A 17814-nucleotide genomic window follows, 5' to 3' on the forward strand; every position below is an offset into this window, starting at 1 on the left:
TTTAGAACGATCATTCTTATTAGGGTGAAAAAACAGTTAGATCTAACTTGCTATTCGTATAGCCATTTTAGAACGAACAGTAACGAATTTTTTTATGGCTAAAAATATTGCTTTTGGAGCGGCATTTCTTGGCTTGTTCAAGGCATAAGATACAAGCTCTTTCTTGCACTAGAGGGACAAGTGGGAACTTGTATCACAGAAACAAACCAGCTTCCATTTAGGTCACTCCTTTTGCCCATCATGTTGGCATGACCCTTTTAATCTAAAACGGACAGTGTCATAGCAATAATATTGTTGAATTTTTGTTGATCCGATGTTGTCTTGACCAGCGTACGCAGCCCCAACCACGCATTCATTAAATAATGAGAAATCATTTCAGGTTCAAGGTCAGCCTTGATCTCACCCGATTGCTGGCCCACCAGAACAAGGTTAGTTAACAATTCCTCAGTCCGTGAATAACTCTCATCCACCAGGGATGCAACTTCTGGATCCAACACGCCCAGTTCCACGCCTGAATTCACGAGAAAACACCCAAGAGGTTCCCCTTCATTTTTTATTGTCGCTTCAAACAACTCCCGAATGATTTCCTTTACCGGCGTTCGCTTTTCAACCAAAAATTTCATTCTATTCGTTTGCTTAGCTTCATATCGTTCGAGAGCTTTTATAAACAAGGCATGCTTATCCCCAAATGTATCATAAATACTTCTACGATGAATGCCCATAAAGTTAACCAGTTCATTCATTGAAGTTTTCTCGTACCCTTGTGCCCAAAATAGCTGTATGGCTTTATCTAATACTTCATTGATTTCAAATTCCTTGGATCTTGCCATCGTCATCACCTCGAATAATCATTATACATTTAAGTGAACGATTGGCAAACTGAAATAAACATAAGAAAGAGCAAAGGCGATTATAGTCCCCTTTGCTCTTTCCTCCAAGCCTATTACAGCAACTGCTGCCAAAGCAGGATGCCTAGCTCGTTTGCAGCCAGTTCACTTTAGCCCACGACAGCTTGCCCGCACCCGCGCCATTTGCAGCCACGAGCCTTGCTTTCAATGCCGCTGGATCATCAGCTGTATAGCTATAAGGAAGCGTTGTGAATCCGTTCCAGGAAAAAGGCTTGATCGCTGCTGGAACTGGAGAAAGCGGGCTTCCCGCTGTATCGCTATTTCCTCTAAAGGTTGTTCCATCCAGCGAATAGATCGTGTCTATAGCCGCGATTTTCCCCGTATAGTCAGGAAGACTGGCATCCTTCTGATTATTGCGAAGCGGGTAATAAACATCAATAATGACTGATTTCTCAATCAGCACAGCACCATTTTCTGTGGAAATCGCTCCATTGCTCGTTACGCCAAAATGATAACCATTGCCGGAAATGGCTGTCTCCATCGCCGAAGTAATCCGTGATCTGGCACTCCAAGCGCCTGCGCTGTCCATAACGATGTTGTAGGCATGGACGTTTCCAGCCCGCAGGCGAGGCATCCGGTCCTGCTGATCCTGATAATAGTTGTGATGCAGCGTCACTTCAAGCGCTGCATTATCGCTGGCAAATTCGGTTGAGCCCACCAGATGCCCTTTCTTCTGGCTGGCAGCAACCGCGATAATGTCATCCTTGCTCAGTCCTACTGCACTGCTTCTTAAAAAAGCATACATTGGATAAGCCGACTGATTCGCTTCCAGCGCATTGATTTGCTGGGTGACCCAGCTGCCTGTACTGCCGTCATCGCCTAAGAAGGAGGACCATGAAATGGTGACGCCATTGCTTCCTTTTTTCACATCGACCAGTCCGTCATATGCTTTGTGGAACGTACAGTGGTCGATCCAAAACTTGCTGCTTTCTTCGATTGTGATATAATCCCAGTCGTTTTTGTCGTAATCTCCCTTGGTTGCTTCATCCCATTCCCACAGCTCATCAAATTCGAGATTGCGAATGATGACATTCGTGCTTCTCTTGAAGGTAAAAGCAGCATGCTTGATCTTCGCGCCGTTGGCGGAGAAAATCGTCAGGTCCGTAAAACCGTCCACTGTAATTTTGCTAACGCCCGTATTAAGTAGAACCGGGTGCGTTAATGCGCTGTTGTGAGAGGCGAACGGCGAGACTTTCGCTGCCGCCGGAATTTCGTTCCAGCCAAGATCGAGATCGTTCATGATTTCGACGACCTTATAGCCTGAGCCTTTCTTTAGCGCAGCGGCTAGATCTGTTGCATTATAAACTTTTATATATTGGGAATCGGTTTCGGCGATGCTGCCTCCCCCTGTGTTGCCTGCGGAAAACCCAGTTAGTTGATATTCGCTGGTCGGCCCAGATGTTGGAGAAGGCGTTGGTGTCGGTGTTGGAGCAGTCGTCGGGCTAGTGGATGGAGTCGGGGTTGGCTGCACCGTCGGAGTCGGGGTTGAAGCCACTGTCGGCGAAGGTGTTGGTGTCGTTGGCACCGAGCCTGAGTTGGTAACGCTTACATTATCGAACTTAGCAATAGATTTAAAAGTTACCAAACCCGCTGCACCCGCAGCCAAGCTGGAATCCGTAGCCGAAAGCTCAAGCTGGCCGTTTACATAAAGCTTGATGGACGTTCCACTCAATTCGAGCTTCACCTTATACCACACACCCGTTGCCAGGCCAAAATTCGTTTTGCTCGCTATAGTTGTCGTGGAACCGCTTACTTTTTTCCTAATTTCAAGTGTGCCTCCACTGCTGTTATACAAGGACGCTGCATAAAAATTATTGCCATCCACGTATCTGCCGGCAACATACGTTCTAGTCGATCCATTAAAATCAACGATCTTTACATCCGCCTCCACCGCATAATCGGTCCATGTCTGGCTGCCAGCAGAAGTTCGGCCTTCGCTTGTGCCCGATTGGGAATAAACCGCATTGCCGCTGTCTTGAACGACGGACCAGCTTCCGCTAGTGGATGTCCAATTGCCTGCTCCTCCATCAAAGCTGTCCTCCAATAGCGTCGCTGCGCTTGCCGGATAAACAAAGCCGATTGTCCCAGCTGACAAGACAAGCGTTAAACATAATACGAAGACCAAATGCCGCTTTATAAAATCATTCATCTCAAAATACTCCTTCCATATTGTAGTAGATTACATTCTAATTATAGTAATTAATGGTAAAATTTGAATAGTCTCGAAGACCTAATAAAATCGGAGAAAACAGCCAAACAGATCACCACTACTATTCATGGAAGTGTTATAATTGATAATAGTTATCAATTATATACCTGATAGAAAGGAGGCGAGCCGTTGTTTTGAAGGATGACGACTATTTATTACTGTGGCATCATGCGCACATCCGGCTGAACGATATTCGCCATCAGCTTATAGGAGTTGGAGGCCAGTTAAATGCCTACCGGCTTCCATCGCCCGCTTTTATATATATCGTTCGCGGAACGGCACGATTTCGGCTTGACGGGAAGGAGCTTCAGGCGGACCGTTTCCATATTCTGCACAGCGGCAAGGGCAGCCTCTTGGACATAGATGGAATTAAGGAACCATTAGAATATTATCTCATTCTTTATAAAGCTTCGCTGCCGCTCCTAACGGCTCCATTTATTCGAAAACTTGCGGATAATGACAGTCCTTTTCATAAACAATATGAATTCGCTCCCCATGATCCGGTTGCGCTGCTTCATTTGGTGAAGACGATGCAGCAGCAGTGGCATGAAACTCATTCCCTACAGCGAATTCATGTCAAAGCCTTGTTTTATCAGTTCATCTACGAGGTGGAACAGCAGTTGCAAATGCAAGGCAAGCAGACCGTCAAGCCTGACCTTGTGGAGCAGGTCATCCGACATATTCGTGAATGCTATAGCACGCCTATTACACTCGCATCCATCGCCCAATTGTTGAATTATAGCGCCCCATATGTCTCCAAGCAGTTTAAAAATAAGACTGGCTACAGCTTAATTGATTTTCTAATTCTAACTCGTGTGGATAAGGCGAAGGAGCTGCTGCTTCATTCGGAAGCTTCGCTCCAAGAAATTTCCAGCAGTGTGGGATATCCAGATTTATCTTATTTCATTCGTATCTTCAAAAAAACGACCGGTGTAACACCCGGAAGCTTCAAAGCACGGGCTGGCAGCAGCCAGCAAGAAGCAGATCGTCCTACCCTTATGCTTAGATTGTCTGATGCAGCACGGGGGTTTCGACGTTATATTGATATGGAACATGATAAGGATTATCAATATGTCGAAGAAGGGGATTTCACGATGTACAAAGGAACCAAAGCCTCCATGGGAGCGACCGTGCTGTTATGTCTAGCCTTAATGCTCAGCGCCTGCTCCAGCGGCAGTGGCTGCTAATTCCATAGCTTCCAGCACCAGCCCTGCTGCTTCCACTCAGACGCAGAACAATAGTCCGGCTGCAAGCCAAACGAATGCTGAACCTGCTCCAAGCGTATATACAGACAGTCAGGGGCATGAGGTACAGCTTCCCGAAAGTCCAGAGCGCGTTGTACTCCAAGGCAATTCAATCGGCGATCTGCTGGCGCTAGGCATTCAGCCCATCGGCGTTGATCGCCGATTTATTGATGAATCCGTCTATTTGGACAAAGAACAGACAAAGGCGCAGGATATTGGTTTTCCAACCAATTTTGAAGCTCTTGTAGACTTGGCTCCCGATCTGACGATGCTCGGTTATGTTTTAGATAAACAGTACGAAGAAGTATCAAAAATATCGCCGACCGTCGTTTTTGATCAAAGCCTGCCATTAGCCGAGCGCCTCCCCATCATTGGAGAAATCGTCGGTAAACAAGCCGAGGCCAAGCAGCTGCTTGCCGATTATAATGCTAAAGCTGAGAACATGTGGAGTGAGCTGCATAAGGCAGGAAAGCTTACTGAAGGCGAAACAGCGGTCGTGTTAATTTATTATTGGAGCAAAGATATGTATTTGATGAAAACCGGCGGTCTTGCCTCTTTATTGTATCAGCAATCAGGCTACCAAATGTCCGAGCGGGTAAAGGAGCTTGAACCGACCGCGGGCTCTCCCTATATTGAGGTTTCAAAAGAACTCATGCACGACATGCTCATCGGAGACCGCCTATTCATCTTGTATCCACACAATGAAGATGCGGAAGCCTCCTTTGCTGAACTGCTGGAAACATCCCTTTGGAAATCGCTCCCTGCCGTCAAGAGCGGAAAAGTCACTTTTGTCGAAACAAAGTGGAATTACGAAGATATGCTGACTATTGATATGCTGCTGGACGAGCTTCCCAAGCTGTTGGCTCAATAAATTTGAAGGTATTGCAAGCATAATCGGAACACTATCCATCCCCCATTGCTTGTGACGCCTAATAAAAGAAGGTCTGCGCCCTCCCATTCATGCGGGGGTTGCAGACCTTCTTCTCTGTTTAATACCACGCTATTTAAGCAAAATAGTCTTATTCTCTATCTTTGAACAATCGGACAATTGCCGCAATAGCCACGAAACGCTGCGAGCCGATAAGCCAGGCAGCAGGTCGCCTTCACAAACATCATCTGATCGGGTTCAGTCGGATGTGCCATGAATTTCGGCGTCATGCGAAAAGGATTGCGGCGCAGCCCGAAAATTTCCGGCTCCATGTCCCAGGCCCAGCGCCTGAAACGCTCGCGTACTGCTGCCTGGCTTTCCTCACCGGCTGCCTCCATAGCTTCATCTTCCATATAGTCATAGAGTGCATTATAAATCTGCTTCCACAGCAAGGCAGCAGGGGTTTGTGATGCCTGCGAAAGTGCAGCAATAATGGGCCTCACTTCATCTCGGTAGAAAATAGGAAGCGCGGCTTGAGCATTTTCAGCAGGCGCCTCGGCAGGAATCTCGGCGGGAATAGTCTCACGCCAGCCCTCATGAATGTGAAAGGAAAAGAGCGGCATTCCATCTATTCGGCTGAGCTGCACCGACATATTCGTCATTCGCAAGGCTGAGGCTCTACGATCTGCGGTGCCCAGCATGCTATGCATGGCTCCACAAACGCCTGCATACCAGCTGCAAAAAAAAGCTGCTGCTACGCGCATGTCCTCTGTTCCAATCATCGGGGCGTATGTTCGGAGCAGCAGCTCGGCATTTTGCTTCTCGCTCAGCTCCACCAGCGTAAAGCTCAATATCGTGTTTTCTGCTGCCACCGAAGTAACAAAAAACTTCTCAGATAAAGACATACCTCTATTGGCCTTTATTTTCAAAAATCTGTAGAACGGCATCAATCGCAAAACGGTTCGCCAGAGGGGACATACCCAGATTAAACCATTCCTCTCCGCCTACCAGGTACACCTGATTTTTCTTCACGGCCGTCATGTTTTTCCACAATGAGCTGCTTTGGATTTCTTTGTAATAATTCTGGATGGTTTCATTGCTATCATCATTCATCTGCAAAATAATATGGTCCGGATTGTATTCCGGCAATTTCTCCAGCGATATGGTAATGGAAAGCTCACTCTGAGGGAAATTCTCAACCGCTTTAAGCCCCAGCGTCTTATGAACAAAGCTGCCACGGTCAATATTTTCGCCATAAAGAACAATGCCATCCGGCATAATCATCATATACATGACCGTTTCGTCCCCAACGAGAGTATCGAGCTTCTCTTTGGCTGCCTGTTCATGATCAACTAAATCTTGAATGACCTTATCCGCAGCCTCGGGCTTGCCTAATACGCCAGCAATATCCTTCAGCTCATCACGCCAGTCATCGCGTTGCGGCAGCAATACAGTTGGTGCAATCTTCGTAAGCTGATCGTAGTCTTTGTCCGACCACCATACCGGCGTGATAATCAGATCAGGCGCAGCGGCTAATATTTTTTCAAAATCAGGCGTCGTGGCGATACCCATTTTTATTGTATTTTTGAATGCATCCTCCAAATAAGACGGAAACTCCGGGTGATAATTTTGCACGGCAATTGGCGTAACGCCCAAAGCTTGCAGAAATTCCGGATACACAACGGAAAGCCCAATCACTCGGCTGGGATTTGCCGGAATCGTAATTTCGCCCTTCTCGCTGGCTACCGTACGGACGCTATCCGCTGCCGTGGCACTTGGCTCGCTGGACGAATTGCTCGCCTCTGGCGATACTGATGGTGAAGCTGTTGCTGTCGTATTTCCTTGTCCATTGTTCCCCGAGCATGCAGCCATCACAAGCGCCACCAGCGCGATCATGATTAGCGATAATGCTGTCTTCGATTGTTTCATTTTTCTGTACCCTCCTGAGCGGTCGATATATCTCATTTCTCATCAAGCGTAAACGGCTGTCGCTGTCCTCTGGCGGCAAAGCTAGCGTTTCGCGTTGAAATATAGGAAAGGATGGAAAAATCATATCCTTTCCTATATTTTTAAAGATGAGAATCAATATCACTGTTAGGAGTATAACGGATACTTTCCTCCTCGCCTATCGACGATCTCGCCAACATTTTATGCACGATTACGCCAAAGCTTTAACACCTCGTCCAAAACCAAATCTTGCGTAAACGCTGTATATTCGGTCCATGGATAAGAAGGAAGCTGGTCGATTCGCCTATTTCTGACTGCCTTCAGCTGCCCCCACGCCGCTGATTGCCGCAGCTCCTGCCAGGCTGCTTGCGCCTTTGCATCGTCATCTACAATGAGCAGAAGCCTATCCGCATCCGTATGCATCAGCTCATCCCGTGTCCATTGCTGCTCGGGCTGATCTAGCATAATGCCTGCCGCTGGCGCAATTTGGAGATCGTCATAAAACACCTCGCCCAAGCTTCTGCTGCCCAAAATGTTAATCGCATGCCCCGATATTCGGGCAATGAGCAGACGATCGTTGCCCCATACCTTCTTCACTTGCTCCCGCACAGCACGTGTTTTTCGTTCGTACTGATCGAGCCAGGCTTCCGCTTCTGAGGACTTGTCCAGCCACTGGGCAAGCAATCTTAGCTGCATTCGCCAATCATGCTCCAGCCATGGCATCAAATAAGTTGACGCTAGCTCTTCCAGCTTCTTCTCTGCTGCCGCGCTCGTAAATTCTTTAAGCCCGATGATGTAGTCCGGGTTCGTACTGCGTATCTGCTCTATTTTCACATCATCATCCTGCGCTAAGGGCAGAACCGAATGGGTGTCGTATTTTCGACGGTAATATTCGGTCCATGGATGATCGGCTGGAGCCGCATGAGGCGTAATATGCAGCGCCAGCAAATGTCCGATCATGTTGGCATGATAGGCTACGATTCTTTTTTTAGCATTTTTCATATATGCAGCAGGCGGCGTGCCCGTTATTTTTTTAAATTTGCGCCGAAAATAAAGCTCATCCTGATAGCCGACATAGCTGGCGATATCTTTAAGCTGGTATTCCGAGTCGGGCTTCATCAGCTCCTGGGCTTGCCTAATGCGATATCTTGCCAAATATTCAATGGCACTCCAACCATAGGTTTGCTTAAACAGCCGGATAAAATGCCGTGAGCTGATGCCAGCCTCCCTCGCCAATAGCTCAATGGTCAGCTCCTCGCGGTAATGCTGCTCGATATATAACTTGGCACGCTCCATTGCGGCCTCGGACTCCGTGTCCAATACGCGCTTGCCATCTCGCAGCAGGCTGTACAGCAGCTCATAAAATTGAATTTGACCACGCAATCGCTGCAAGCGATTGTCGCTTTTTATCGTATGGCCCATAGCCTCGCAAAGTGCACTCCATTCAATCATGGAGGTTACCATGACTTCTCCTTCGACGGGAAACCGCAGATTTTGGGGCTGCCGCTCGTTCTGCGTTTGCCGCTCCGACGATTCGGACTGCTCAAACACATCAAAGCGCACAGCATAAAGTCCACGCTCGCCCGAAACGTCTAGAAATGCCTCGATTAGTTGACCCGGCATACAAACAAAGGCACTGCCTGCCCTTAGCACCGAATACCGCCCGTCTACAGTAATCCAGCCTCTGCCGGATGCAGCAAGCAGCAGCATATGCGATTCGATGAATTGCAGCCGGAACGACCAGCTTCCCGAGCTGCTATCGTTTTTTTCGACCGCTCTAAGCTTGAACCACATGTTGTCCAGCCGCTCATATTCGCCCGCTTGCGAAGCGTATTCATGATCGGACATCCTGCTCGCCACCTTTTTCTCTTCCGCTTTATGCTTATTATTTTATAGGAACGAGCAGCGATAAGAAATACAACCCTCCCCTGCGGGTAAAAAAAAGAAAGCTGCCGCCAAGCCGCAGGTTAAATATCCGCAGTTGGCGACAGCCTTATTCCTGACTTAAGACTTATAGCTCGTTTGGAGCCAATTCACTTTAGACCACGAAAGCTTGCCTGCACCCGAACCGTCAGCTGCGACAAGTCTTGCTTTTAAAGTGGCTGGGTCATCTGGAGTGTAGCTATATGGAAGCGACTTAAGTCCGTTCCAAGCAAAAGGCTTAGTAGCTGCCGGCACAGGTGAAAGCGGGCTTTTGGCAGAACTGCTGTCCCCTCTGAAGGTTGCTCCATCGAGAGTATAGATCGTGTCGAGTGCCGCAATTTTTCCCGTATAGGTGGAATCGCCTGCATCTGCCTGATTATTGCGAAGCGGATACGTGACATCAATGATTACAGATTTCTCAACGAGCACAGCCCCACCCTCGGTCGAAATCGCACCGTTGCTTGTAATTCCAAAATGATAGCCTTTGCCGGAAATCGCCTTCTCCATGGACGAGGTCAGCCGTTTTTTGGAGCTTCTTGCTCCTGCGCTGTCCATCACGATGTTATAGACATGGACATTACCGCCACGCAGGCGCGGCATCCGATCCTGCACGTCTTGATAATAGTTGTGATGCAGCGTCACTTCAAGCGCAGCGTTATCGCTGGCGAATTCAGTAGCCCCAATCAGATGGCCCTTCTTTTGGCTGGATGCAATGGCAATAATATCATCCTTGCTTAACCCAACCGAGCTGCTTCTTAAAAAAGCGTACATCGGATAATCCGATTTATTCGCCTCCATTACATTGATTTGCTTGGTGACCCAGCTGTTAGCACTTTGGTCATCAGCTAGGAAGGAGGACCAGGAAATCGTGACGCCCGTGCTGCCTTTTTTCACATCGACAAGACCGTCATAAGCTTTGTGGAACGTACAGTGGTCAATCCATACGTTGCTGCTGTTTTCCACCGTTATATAGTCCCAGTCATTTTTATCGTAATTGCCTTTCGTCGCTTCATCCCATTCCCACAGCTCGTCAAATACAAGATTGCGAATGATGACATTCGTGCTTCTTTTGAAGGTAAAAGCGGCATGCTTAATCGTTGCCCCATTCGCCGAGAAGATCGTCAAATCGTTGAAATCATCGACCGTCACCTTGCTGATTCCCGTTTCCATTAAAACCGGGTGCGTTAATGCGCTATTATGAGCAGCGAAAGGCGATACTTGGGCCTCTTTCGGAATCTCATTCCACCCTAAGTCAAGATCGTTCATAATTTCAATGACCTTATATCCCGACCCTTTCTTTAGCGCAAGAGCAAGATCCTTGGCATCATACACTTTCATATAACGGGAATCTGTTTCTGAAATCATGCCCCCACCCGTGCTGCCCTGCGCAAAGCCTGCCAAATTGTACTGGCCTGCCTTCCCTGCTGGCGGTGAAGGAACGATCGTTGGCACAGGCGTCGGTTCAACCGATGGGGTTGAAGACGGTGTCGCCGTTGGTTCAATTGACGGTTTAGTCGATGGCTCGGTTGACGGCACTGCTGTCGGAGCAGGCGTCGATACTGGTGTTGGCGCCACAGTCGGCTCGGTTGATGGCAGCGTTGCATCTGGCGAGCTATCTGCAATCTTCACATTATCGAACTTGGCGATGGACTTGAACGTAACGAGTCCCGCGGCACCCGCCGCCAGGCTGGTATCGGCAGCTGACAGCTCCAGCTTGCCGTCTACATACATGTTGATTGTCGTTCCGCTCATTTCGAGCTTTACCTTATACCATACGCCAGTCTCTAAAGCATAACCCGCTTTGCTAGCCAACGTCGTTGTCGAACCATTCACTTTCTTTCTAATTTCCAGCGCACCACCGTTGCTGTTGTACAGCGATGCTGCATAAAAGTTATTGCCATCTATATAACGGCCCGCCACATAGATTCTCGTCGATCCATTAAAATCGACAGCCTGTACGTCAGCCTCAACCGAATAATCGCTCCATGACTGACTGCCAGCAACCGCACGCCCTTCGCTTGTGCCAGACTGGAAATAAGCTTTATTGCCTTTCTCATTAACGACAGACCAGCTTCCGCTAGAAGGTGTCCAATTGCCAGCACCTGCATCAAAAGTGTCTTCCATTAGTGCAGCTGCCTTTGCCGGATAAACATAGCAAAGCGAAAGCACAAGCGCTGCACACAAAGCCAAAATCACATTCCTCTTAAAAAAATAATCCAATTTCATTCTTACTCCTCTTTCCGATAGTAGATTTATAACCTATATAAATATCGGAAATTTTGGAAATATTTAAATAGTCTATAAGACCCAAAATAAGGGAATTTATTTCATCCCCGGCTTTGGCGACTATCCCACTGAGCTGCCCTACTCATTAATTCATTCACATATGATTTTTTGCCTTCTTGATAGTTACGTGTCTCTTCATTAGTTGTAGCAGGAAAAACAAGGAATATCGCGAAGATATAACCTTTAATAAAACATGAAGTATTAAAATGGCTGCATCTATGTGGGGGTAAGGATGACAAAATTAAAATTTCAGGATGACGGTACTTTTACAATCGTCCAATTCACCGATTTGCATTGGAAAAATGGAGAACAGGCAGATTTACAGACGTATTCGCTGATGAAAAACATACTTCAAGCTGAAATGCCTGAGCTCGTTATTTTTACAGGCGATGTGATCCACAGTGAAGAATGTATAAGCCCCAAGGAGTCTTATATGGATGCGATTAAAATCGCGGAAGAGCTTAGTATACCATGGGCAGCCGTCTTCGGAAATCACGATGCTGAGCAAGGATGCTCGAAGGAGGAGTTGATTTCCCTACAACAAAGATTTCCTTTTTGTTTAACAAAAAAAGGGCCTGAGCTTGATAATCGATATGGAAACTGTGTGCTTGAAATTGGTTCAAAAAATAGCACAAGCCCTGCTGCCGCCTTGTATTTATTAGACTCTGGGAGCCACTCCACTCATCCAATAGGAGGCTATGAATGGATTACTCCTCGTCAAATTAGTTGGTATCAGCAACAATCCCAGCGACTAACTGGGCAAAATAATGGGCTTCCACTGCCGTCACTCGCCTTTTTCCATATTCCTTTGCCTGAATACAATGAAGTGTGGAATTATCACCGCTGCTACGGACATAATTACGAGGGAATGGGATGTCCAAAAGTAAATTCGGGGCTTTTTACTGCTTTTCTTGAAATGAATGATGTACGGGGCGTGTTCGTTGGTCATGACCATATTAACGATTTTTGGGGTGAGCTGCACAGCATAAATCTTTATTACGGACGGGCAACCGGCTATAACAGCTATGGTAAAGAAGGGTTTGCACGCGGTGCAAGAATAATCCAGCTCACGGAAGGTGAGCAGCATGTTCAATCCTGGCTCAGATTAGATGACGGTTCAGTCATTATCAATCAGCCAGAACACCTTCCGGAACATGTGTGGAGGCGAGTGTAATCACGCATGCCGCTAATGAAACTAGACAATGGTCGGGGATCATCTATTACCTCAGAAGGTTCCGCAGCATGCTCTCCTGTATTAAAGTTAATAGCAGACAAAAGATCTTTAATGTGGGGGTCATGTGGGATGAGTATAGAAAAAGAGATTTATGTGCTTCTGACAGATACGGGAACCCTCTTCACAAGGATTATCCGAACGTTTACGAAGGATCCGCTGAATCACGCTTCGATCGCTTTTGATTCGGACCTGCGCGAAGTGTACAGCTTCGGCAGGAAAAATCCGAACAATCCGTTCTTCGGCGGATTCGTCCGGGAAGACGTGAGCAGCGAGTTTTTTGGCGAGTCGATGTGCGCCCTTTATCGATGCACGGTGAGCCCGGTAGTTTATGCTAATCTGAGAAATCAGGTTCAGCATTTTGAGCAAAATCAAGATTTGTATAGCTACAATTTGGTCGGCATGTTAGGCATTCTGTTCAATATCGAATGGGAGCGCAAAAATTCATACTTCTGCTCACAATTCGTGGCGACGATGTTCCAGCAAAGCGGGATGATTCTGATCGACAAGTCGCCGCTGCTCGTAACGCCTGGCGATCTCCAGCATACGCCCAAGCTGGAATTGGTGTATCATGGACATCTGAATTCATATGTGGGCTGTCAGAACAGCATGGCCGCGGCAGGCTCGTTCCGCACCGCATAGAAGGGATCCCGGAAGAAGTCGGGATCCCTTCCTTTTTTTCGAAAGCTGAACTGAATTTTCTTCTATTCCCCTGTAATGCAGGTTAGCAGTTCCTCAACAGGTGTACGAGGCCGAGGTTTAGGCTTCTTATCGGGATCAAAATAACCAAGATGCAGCGTGCCAATAATTCGTTCGCCTGGCTTTACGCCCGTAAGCCTGCAAAAATCCGGGTCGAAATTATATTCATTCGTCTTCCATACGACACCGATTCCCTGCTCCCACGCCAGCAGCTGGATATTTTGAATAAGCGCGGAGCCTGCACCAACAGCATCCTCCCATTCCCGCTGTCTAGCGTCAGCCTCTATGACGATGAGCAAATGGGCCTGCATGCGTTCGCAATAATCAAGCTGCAGCTTCTGTCCCCATTTTTCCCGCTCGTCCTCCGAGAACGTATGCAGCACCGCATCTGAAAACTGCTGCCTTCCAGCTCCCATGAACAAAATGAATCGCCAAGGCTCCTTGCGTGAATGAACCGGAGCCCATACAGCCGCATCCAACAGAGCAATGACCGTTTCCTTCGCCAACGTCCGATCGTTAAATTGACGTATCGTTCTTCTTTCGCGAATGAGCTGCTCAATTGCCGATATTGCCATCTCGCATCTTCCTCCTCTGCTCACCGCCCTTTATTGGGTAAGAAATTGAACCGTTTCTTCAATAATTTTCGTTTGGCCGATTGGGCCGCCAGGACCTTGAAACCATAGGCCATAGTCCACCAAATAGACATGGTTATTTTGAACAGCCTTCAAGCTTTTCCACACTTCAGTCTTCTGCATCTCCGTCGTTTCCGCAGGATCGGATGACAATAAGAAGATGTGGTCCGGGTCAATAGACGGCAGCTTCTCCAGCGAGATCACCTGCATGGAATCCGCTGGATCCGGTATAGAAGCTGGCGCTTGCAAGCCTAGATCATCATAAAGAACTTCATAGTTCCGTTTGCTATAATAGCGCACTTCCTTATCAGACAGGCGCAAAAACATAACCGTGTCATCGCCGATAGCTTGCTTGATTTTCTCTTTGCCCTCTGCAGCCAGCTTCTCGTAATCCGCAATAACCTGCTTCGCCTGCTCCGTTCTTCCGAGCATGTCGCCCAGCTTAAGCAGGCTCGTCTTCATCCGAATGATGCCCTGCTCATCCTTCACTTTCTCCGCAAACAAGGTAGGGGCAATTTTATTTAAGCTGGCAAAGGATTCGCCCATAAAGTCTTGGCCAATAATCAGGTCTGGCTCCAAGGCTAAAATGCTCTCAAAATTCGGCTCCACCTGCCAGCCTAAATTTTTCTGCCCTTGCAGGCGATCAGCAAGATAGGTCGGGAATTGATCGCTGCCTTCTTCATTGCTTGATGCCGCCTGCGGCACGATGCCAAGCGCCAGCAAATAATCGGTAGCGGCCGGAAATAAGGAAATAATATTTTGAGGCTCCCCTTTAATAACCGTTTCTCCCCATGCATGCTGAATGACTTTCTCCTGCGTGGACGGCTGCTGGGTTGCTTGCCCGCTGTTCGTTTGCTGCGCTGCATTGCTGCCGTTTCCATTGCCACTCGCAGCTGTCGTGTTTGATGTGCCGGAGCATGCTGACAGTAATAGGGTAAGGCTAAGCATAAGAAGGAGCGTAATCGACTGTTTCGGTTTCATTGGTATGCGTGAGTCCCCTTTTTGTTTATATTGATAATGATTATCACCATTATGAATATAACGGCGAAAGGTACGCCTGACAATGGAGGATTCTGACCTGCCCGTAGCATTATACTGATCGGATGGCAAATGAACATAGCTCGTTTTAAAGCGTCCCGGAGAAATGCCAACATATTTTTTGAAAATACGATTGAAATACATCGCGTCTGGAATACCCACGCTTTCCGCAACCGCCTGTAGCGACGCATCGGTATGCAAAAGGAGTTCTCTCGCTTTATGGATTCGAATACGGGTCAAATATTCAATGAGACTGCTTCCCGTCTCTTTTTTAAACCTTCTGGATAGATGCCCCGCACTGCAATCCAGCAGTTCTGCCAGTCCATCCACCATGATGGGCTCTGCATATCGCTCGTTCAGATAGCGGATTGCCTGCGCCACCATATTCGGCTTCATCGTTGGAATGCCCTGTGCATCCAGCTGCCGCAGCAGCTCGTGGACGAATTGATAAAACAAGGTTTTAACTTGGAATTTTGAAAGGGCGTCCGCCTGTCTCCACATTTGATTAAGGCTTGTAACATAGTTGTATAAAACAATCGGATAATGAGGAACGAAGGCATATTGAATGTGAAAAGGGAGCTGCTGCTCCAGTAAGGCTTGAAGCTCTCTGCTGCTGGGCAGCGGAAGGCTGGCCCGATAATAAATCATATAATATTCAAAGCAGTCCTCGACCCCGGAAATATCCAGACCTATGCCCTTTCCGCCATGCAGCACCTGCAGCTTGTTCACTTCATAGAATTTTCCGTCCAGTGCAACTTGGGCACTGCCTCTTGCTGTATATAAAAAACCGCTGGCTGGCAGCCGGTAGCCCTTCACTTGCTCCCCCGTGCGCATAACGTGATGCCGTATATCTAATATTTTAATAGAAGCCTGATTCCACAGCCTAACATGCTGCTCTATATCCATCGTTTCACCTTCCGATAAAAACCTGATCTGTGTGCTTCTTTATTTTATCGATAATAATTCTCATCTACAATATAAATTTATTTAACACCATTTATAAATAGCTTGATATTACACTCAAAAACCTAAATAATGAGGAAATAGGTCTAATTGCTTGGATACATACCGTAACGATTAGAGATTTATTTTGCACAGCAGAAAGGTTGTCATTTACATCATGGAGTTATCTCAACGTTTAAGCCAGAAACGGGCAGCCAAGGAACCGTTCCCGGTCTCGATTCTCTCTCTTACGGTTGGTGCTTTTGCCATCGGCATGACGGAGTTTGTCATCATGGGGCTTCTGCCTAATGTCGCAACAGATTTGCATGTCAGCATCTCGGCTGCCGGACAGCTGATTACGATGTATGCCCTTGGGGTAGCTATCGGTGCCCCGATATTGACTATGCTCACCCAGCAGATTCCGCAAAAGCGGCTGTTATGTCTGCTGATGGTTTTATTTATTGTCGGCAATGTCATTTCGGTCTTTGCCCCAAGCTATGCCGTCCTGATGGGCGCACGGGTCATTACCGCGTTGACGCACGGTACTTTTTTCGGGGTCGGAGCCGTGATCGCTTCTAATCTTGTACCGCCGAACAAACGGGCCGGGGCCGTATCGATTATGATGGCCGGACTGACGATTGCCAATATTATTGGCGTTCCCCTCGGTACCTTTATCGGACAAAATATGGGCTGGCGAGCCTCATTCGGAGCCATTGCCATCATGGGCGTCATCGCCTTGGCAGGCATATTGGTTTTCATTCCAAAAATCAAGCAGGAACAAACAGCAAGCATCGTTCAACAGCTTGCCGCTCTTGCAAGACCGAAGCTCCTTGTATTCCTGCTAATATGCGCGCTCGGCAATTCCGGACTATTCGCCGTCTTCACTTATATTACGCCGCTGCTTACGCAGGTTACGGGCTTTGCTGAGCACAGCGTAACGTGGATTTTAGTTCTTTTCGGCTGCGGCGTAACGCTCGGCAACATTGTCGGCGGGAAGCTTGCCGACTGGAAGCTGATGCCCGCCATTTTAGGGCTTTATGTGGCCATATCCGTCATTTTGGCTATCCTAACCTTTACGATTCATAGTCCAGTGGCGGCCGTCGTGACGATTTTTCTCTGGGGAGCCGGTTCCTTCGCGGTTATGCCGGGGCTGCAGGTTCGAATTATGAGCCTTGCCAAAGCCGCTCCTGCTCTCGCCTCGACCTCGAGCCACTCCGCCGGCAATCTCGGCAATGCTGTGGGCGCCTTTATTGGCGGCTGGGTCATCACTCATCTGTCCTTAAACGCACTGCCATGGGTTGGAGCTGTACTTGTGGGACTGGCGCTGGTGCTGGGGCTTGCAACTTATATGTCGGAACGCAAAACAATCAAATAAAAAAACATTCAACATTTTAAATTGGAGGTATTTCAATGAGCAAACGCTATCGCATTACAAGAGCCCTGCAAAATAACAACTCGTCGGCGCTGACGATTTCTTTGGAAGAATGCAAACAATATTTTGCGTCGAAGCCTGATTTTTCATATACATCGGTGTTTACTGTAAAAGGCGCTACCACGATGTCTATAGAAGGCGATTTCTTTATGTGGAGCTGCGGAGAAGCTTCGATCCCCTTCCGGCATTATGAGGGCGATATTTACGTTTCCGGCACGAACGATGCGGTCATTCCTAAGCTCATTGAGGTTGCAAGCGAGCTGATCGCTGACATCGTAAACGAGTAGTTTTCGAGCCAACTCCAAACTTTTACTTCATACACAAATAGCCCTCACGACCACAATAACGTGGATGTCGGGGCTATTTTTTATGCCTATTCTCGCTATTTTCACTATTTTCATTCGTCCTTTATATAAATTTTGACAAAAAGTTCACAAAGATACAATTGTAAAAAA

General features: G+C 47.6%; 14 protein-coding genes. 6 read left to right on the top strand and 8 right to left on the bottom strand.

What is annotated here, in order from left to right:
• Positions 1-257: 257 nt before the first annotated feature.
• Positions 258-830 carry a TetR/AcrR family transcriptional regulator gene (locus ASF12_RS07150; protein ID WP_056031443.1) on the bottom strand — a complete coding sequence of 191 codons (573 nt, stop codon included), beginning with the start codon at positions 828-830 and terminating at the stop codon, positions 258-260.
• 142 nt (positions 831-972) lie between these two features.
• A complete protein-coding gene (locus tag ASF12_RS07155; RefSeq protein ID WP_056031445.1) occupies positions 973-3057 on the bottom strand; it encodes a pectate lyase family protein in 2085 nt (694 codons plus the stop codon).
• Positions 3058-3251: 194 nt separating this feature from the next.
• Between ASF12_RS07155 and ASF12_RS07160 the strand changes: the two genes are divergently transcribed.
• Both ASF12_RS07160 and ASF12_RS07165 read left to right on the top strand, forming a co-directional pair.
• Positions 3252-4304 carry a helix-turn-helix transcriptional regulator gene (locus tag ASF12_RS07160; RefSeq protein ID WP_056031448.1) on the top strand — a complete coding sequence of 351 codons (1053 nt, stop codon included), beginning with the start codon at positions 3252-3254 and terminating at the stop codon, positions 4302-4304.
• Positions 4294-5232, top strand: a complete 939-nt coding sequence (locus tag ASF12_RS07165; RefSeq protein WP_056031451.1) for an ABC transporter substrate-binding protein — start codon at positions 4294-4296, stop codon at positions 5230-5232. The genes ASF12_RS07160 and ASF12_RS07165 overlap by 11 nt, the downstream gene beginning before the upstream one ends.
• Positions 5233-5387: 155 nt before the next feature.
• Here ASF12_RS07165 and ASF12_RS07170 read toward each other — a convergent pair whose 3' ends face one another.
• From ASF12_RS07170 to ASF12_RS07185, 4 genes are all read right to left on the bottom strand, one after another.
• Positions 5388-6134 (bottom strand): (2Fe-2S)-binding protein, encoded by a 747-nt coding sequence (locus ASF12_RS07170; protein WP_056031454.1) that lies wholly within the window; start codon positions 6132-6134, stop codon positions 5388-5390.
• Between the two features lie 4 nt (positions 6135-6138).
• Positions 6139-7158 (bottom strand): ABC transporter substrate-binding protein, encoded by a 1020-nt coding sequence (locus ASF12_RS07175; protein ID WP_056031457.1) that lies wholly within the window; start codon positions 7156-7158, stop codon positions 6139-6141.
• Positions 7159-7377: 219 nt separating this feature from the next.
• A complete protein-coding gene (locus ASF12_RS07180) occupies positions 7378-9024 on the bottom strand; it encodes a helix-turn-helix domain-containing protein (RefSeq protein WP_056031460.1) in 1647 nt (548 codons plus the stop codon).
• 156 nt (positions 9025-9180) lie between these two features.
• Positions 9181-11325 (bottom strand): pectate lyase family protein, encoded by a 2145-nt coding sequence (locus ASF12_RS07185; protein ID WP_056031462.1) that lies wholly within the window; start codon positions 11323-11325, stop codon positions 9181-9183.
• A 292-nt stretch (positions 11326-11617) separates the two neighbouring features.
• Between ASF12_RS07185 and ASF12_RS07190 the strand changes: the two genes are divergently transcribed.
• Both ASF12_RS07190 and ASF12_RS07195 read left to right on the top strand, forming a co-directional pair.
• Complete coding sequence (locus ASF12_RS07190) at positions 11618-12559, top strand: metallophosphoesterase family protein (RefSeq protein ID WP_056031465.1); 942 nt, start codon at positions 11618-11620, stop codon at positions 12557-12559.
• 129 nt (positions 12560-12688) lie between these two features.
• Complete coding sequence (locus tag ASF12_RS07195) at positions 12689-13258, top strand: hypothetical protein (RefSeq protein ID WP_056031469.1); 570 nt, start codon at positions 12689-12691, stop codon at positions 13256-13258.
• Between the two features lie 62 nt (positions 13259-13320).
• On the opposite strand, the gene ASF12_RS07200 is transcribed toward ASF12_RS07195, so the two are convergent.
• Both ASF12_RS07200 and ASF12_RS07205 read right to left on the bottom strand, forming a co-directional pair.
• Positions 13321-13890 (bottom strand): nitroreductase family protein, encoded by a 570-nt coding sequence (locus tag ASF12_RS07200; protein ID WP_056031472.1) that lies wholly within the window; start codon positions 13888-13890, stop codon positions 13321-13323.
• Between the two features lie 30 nt (positions 13891-13920).
• Positions 13921-15891: an AraC family transcriptional regulator gene (locus ASF12_RS07205; protein ID WP_056031475.1), complete on the bottom strand. Its 1971-nt coding sequence runs from the start codon at positions 15889-15891 to the stop codon at positions 13921-13923.
• 214 nt (positions 15892-16105) lie between these two features.
• On the opposite strand from ASF12_RS07205, the gene ASF12_RS07210 reads away from it, so the two are divergent.
• A complete protein-coding gene (locus tag ASF12_RS07210; RefSeq protein WP_056032971.1) occupies positions 16106-17302 on the top strand; it encodes an MFS transporter in 1197 nt (398 codons plus the stop codon).
• Between the two features lie 35 nt (positions 17303-17337).
• A complete protein-coding gene (locus tag ASF12_RS07215) occupies positions 17338-17646 on the top strand; it encodes a hypothetical protein (RefSeq protein WP_056031478.1) in 309 nt (102 codons plus the stop codon).
• Positions 17647-17814: the final 168 nt, after the last annotated feature.

This window comes from Paenibacillus sp. Leaf72 (genome assembly GCF_001422685.1).
Classification (GTDB): domain Bacteria; phylum Bacillota; class Bacilli; order Paenibacillales; family Paenibacillaceae; genus Pristimantibacillus.

What these genes read in the sequence shown, in the direction of transcription:
- ASF12_RS07200 (WP_056031472.1), bottom strand. Translation starts at nt 13,890, where the DNA reads ATGGCAATATCGGCAATTGAGCAGCTCATTCGCGAAAGAAGAACGATA.
- ASF12_RS07190 (WP_056031465.1), top strand. Translation starts at nt 11,618, where the DNA reads ATGACAAAATTAAAATTTCAGGATGACGGTACTTTTACAATCGTCCAA.
- ASF12_RS07170 (WP_056031454.1), bottom strand. Translation starts at nt 6,134, where the DNA reads ATGTCTTTATCTGAGAAGTTTTTTGTTACTTCGGTGGCAGCAGAAAAC.
- ASF12_RS07205 (WP_056031475.1), bottom strand. Translation starts at nt 15,891, where the DNA reads ATGGATATAGAGCAGCATGTTAGGCTGTGGAATCAGGCTTCTATTAAA.
- ASF12_RS07185 (WP_056031462.1), bottom strand. Translation starts at nt 11,325, where the DNA reads ATGAAATTGGATTATTTTTTTAAGAGGAATGTGATTTTGGCTTTGTGT.
- ASF12_RS07155 (WP_056031445.1), bottom strand. Translation starts at nt 3,057, where the DNA reads ATGAATGATTTTATAAAGCGGCATTTGGTCTTCGTATTATGTTTAACG.
- ASF12_RS07215 (WP_056031478.1), top strand. Translation starts at nt 17,338, where the DNA reads ATGAGCAAACGCTATCGCATTACAAGAGCCCTGCAAAATAACAACTCG.
- ASF12_RS07210 (WP_056032971.1), top strand. Translation starts at nt 16,106, where the DNA reads ATGGAGTTATCTCAACGTTTAAGCCAGAAACGGGCAGCCAAGGAACCG.
- ASF12_RS07195 (WP_056031469.1), top strand. Translation starts at nt 12,689, where the DNA reads ATGAGTATAGAAAAAGAGATTTATGTGCTTCTGACAGATACGGGAACC.
- ASF12_RS07180 (WP_056031460.1), bottom strand. Translation starts at nt 9,024, where the DNA reads ATGTCCGATCATGAATACGCTTCGCAAGCGGGCGAATATGAGCGGCTG.
- ASF12_RS07150 (WP_056031443.1), bottom strand. Translation starts at nt 830, where the DNA reads ATGGCAAGATCCAAGGAATTTGAAATCAATGAAGTATTAGATAAAGCC.
- ASF12_RS07175 (WP_056031457.1), bottom strand. Translation starts at nt 7,158, where the DNA reads ATGAAACAATCGAAGACAGCATTATCGCTAATCATGATCGCGCTGGTG.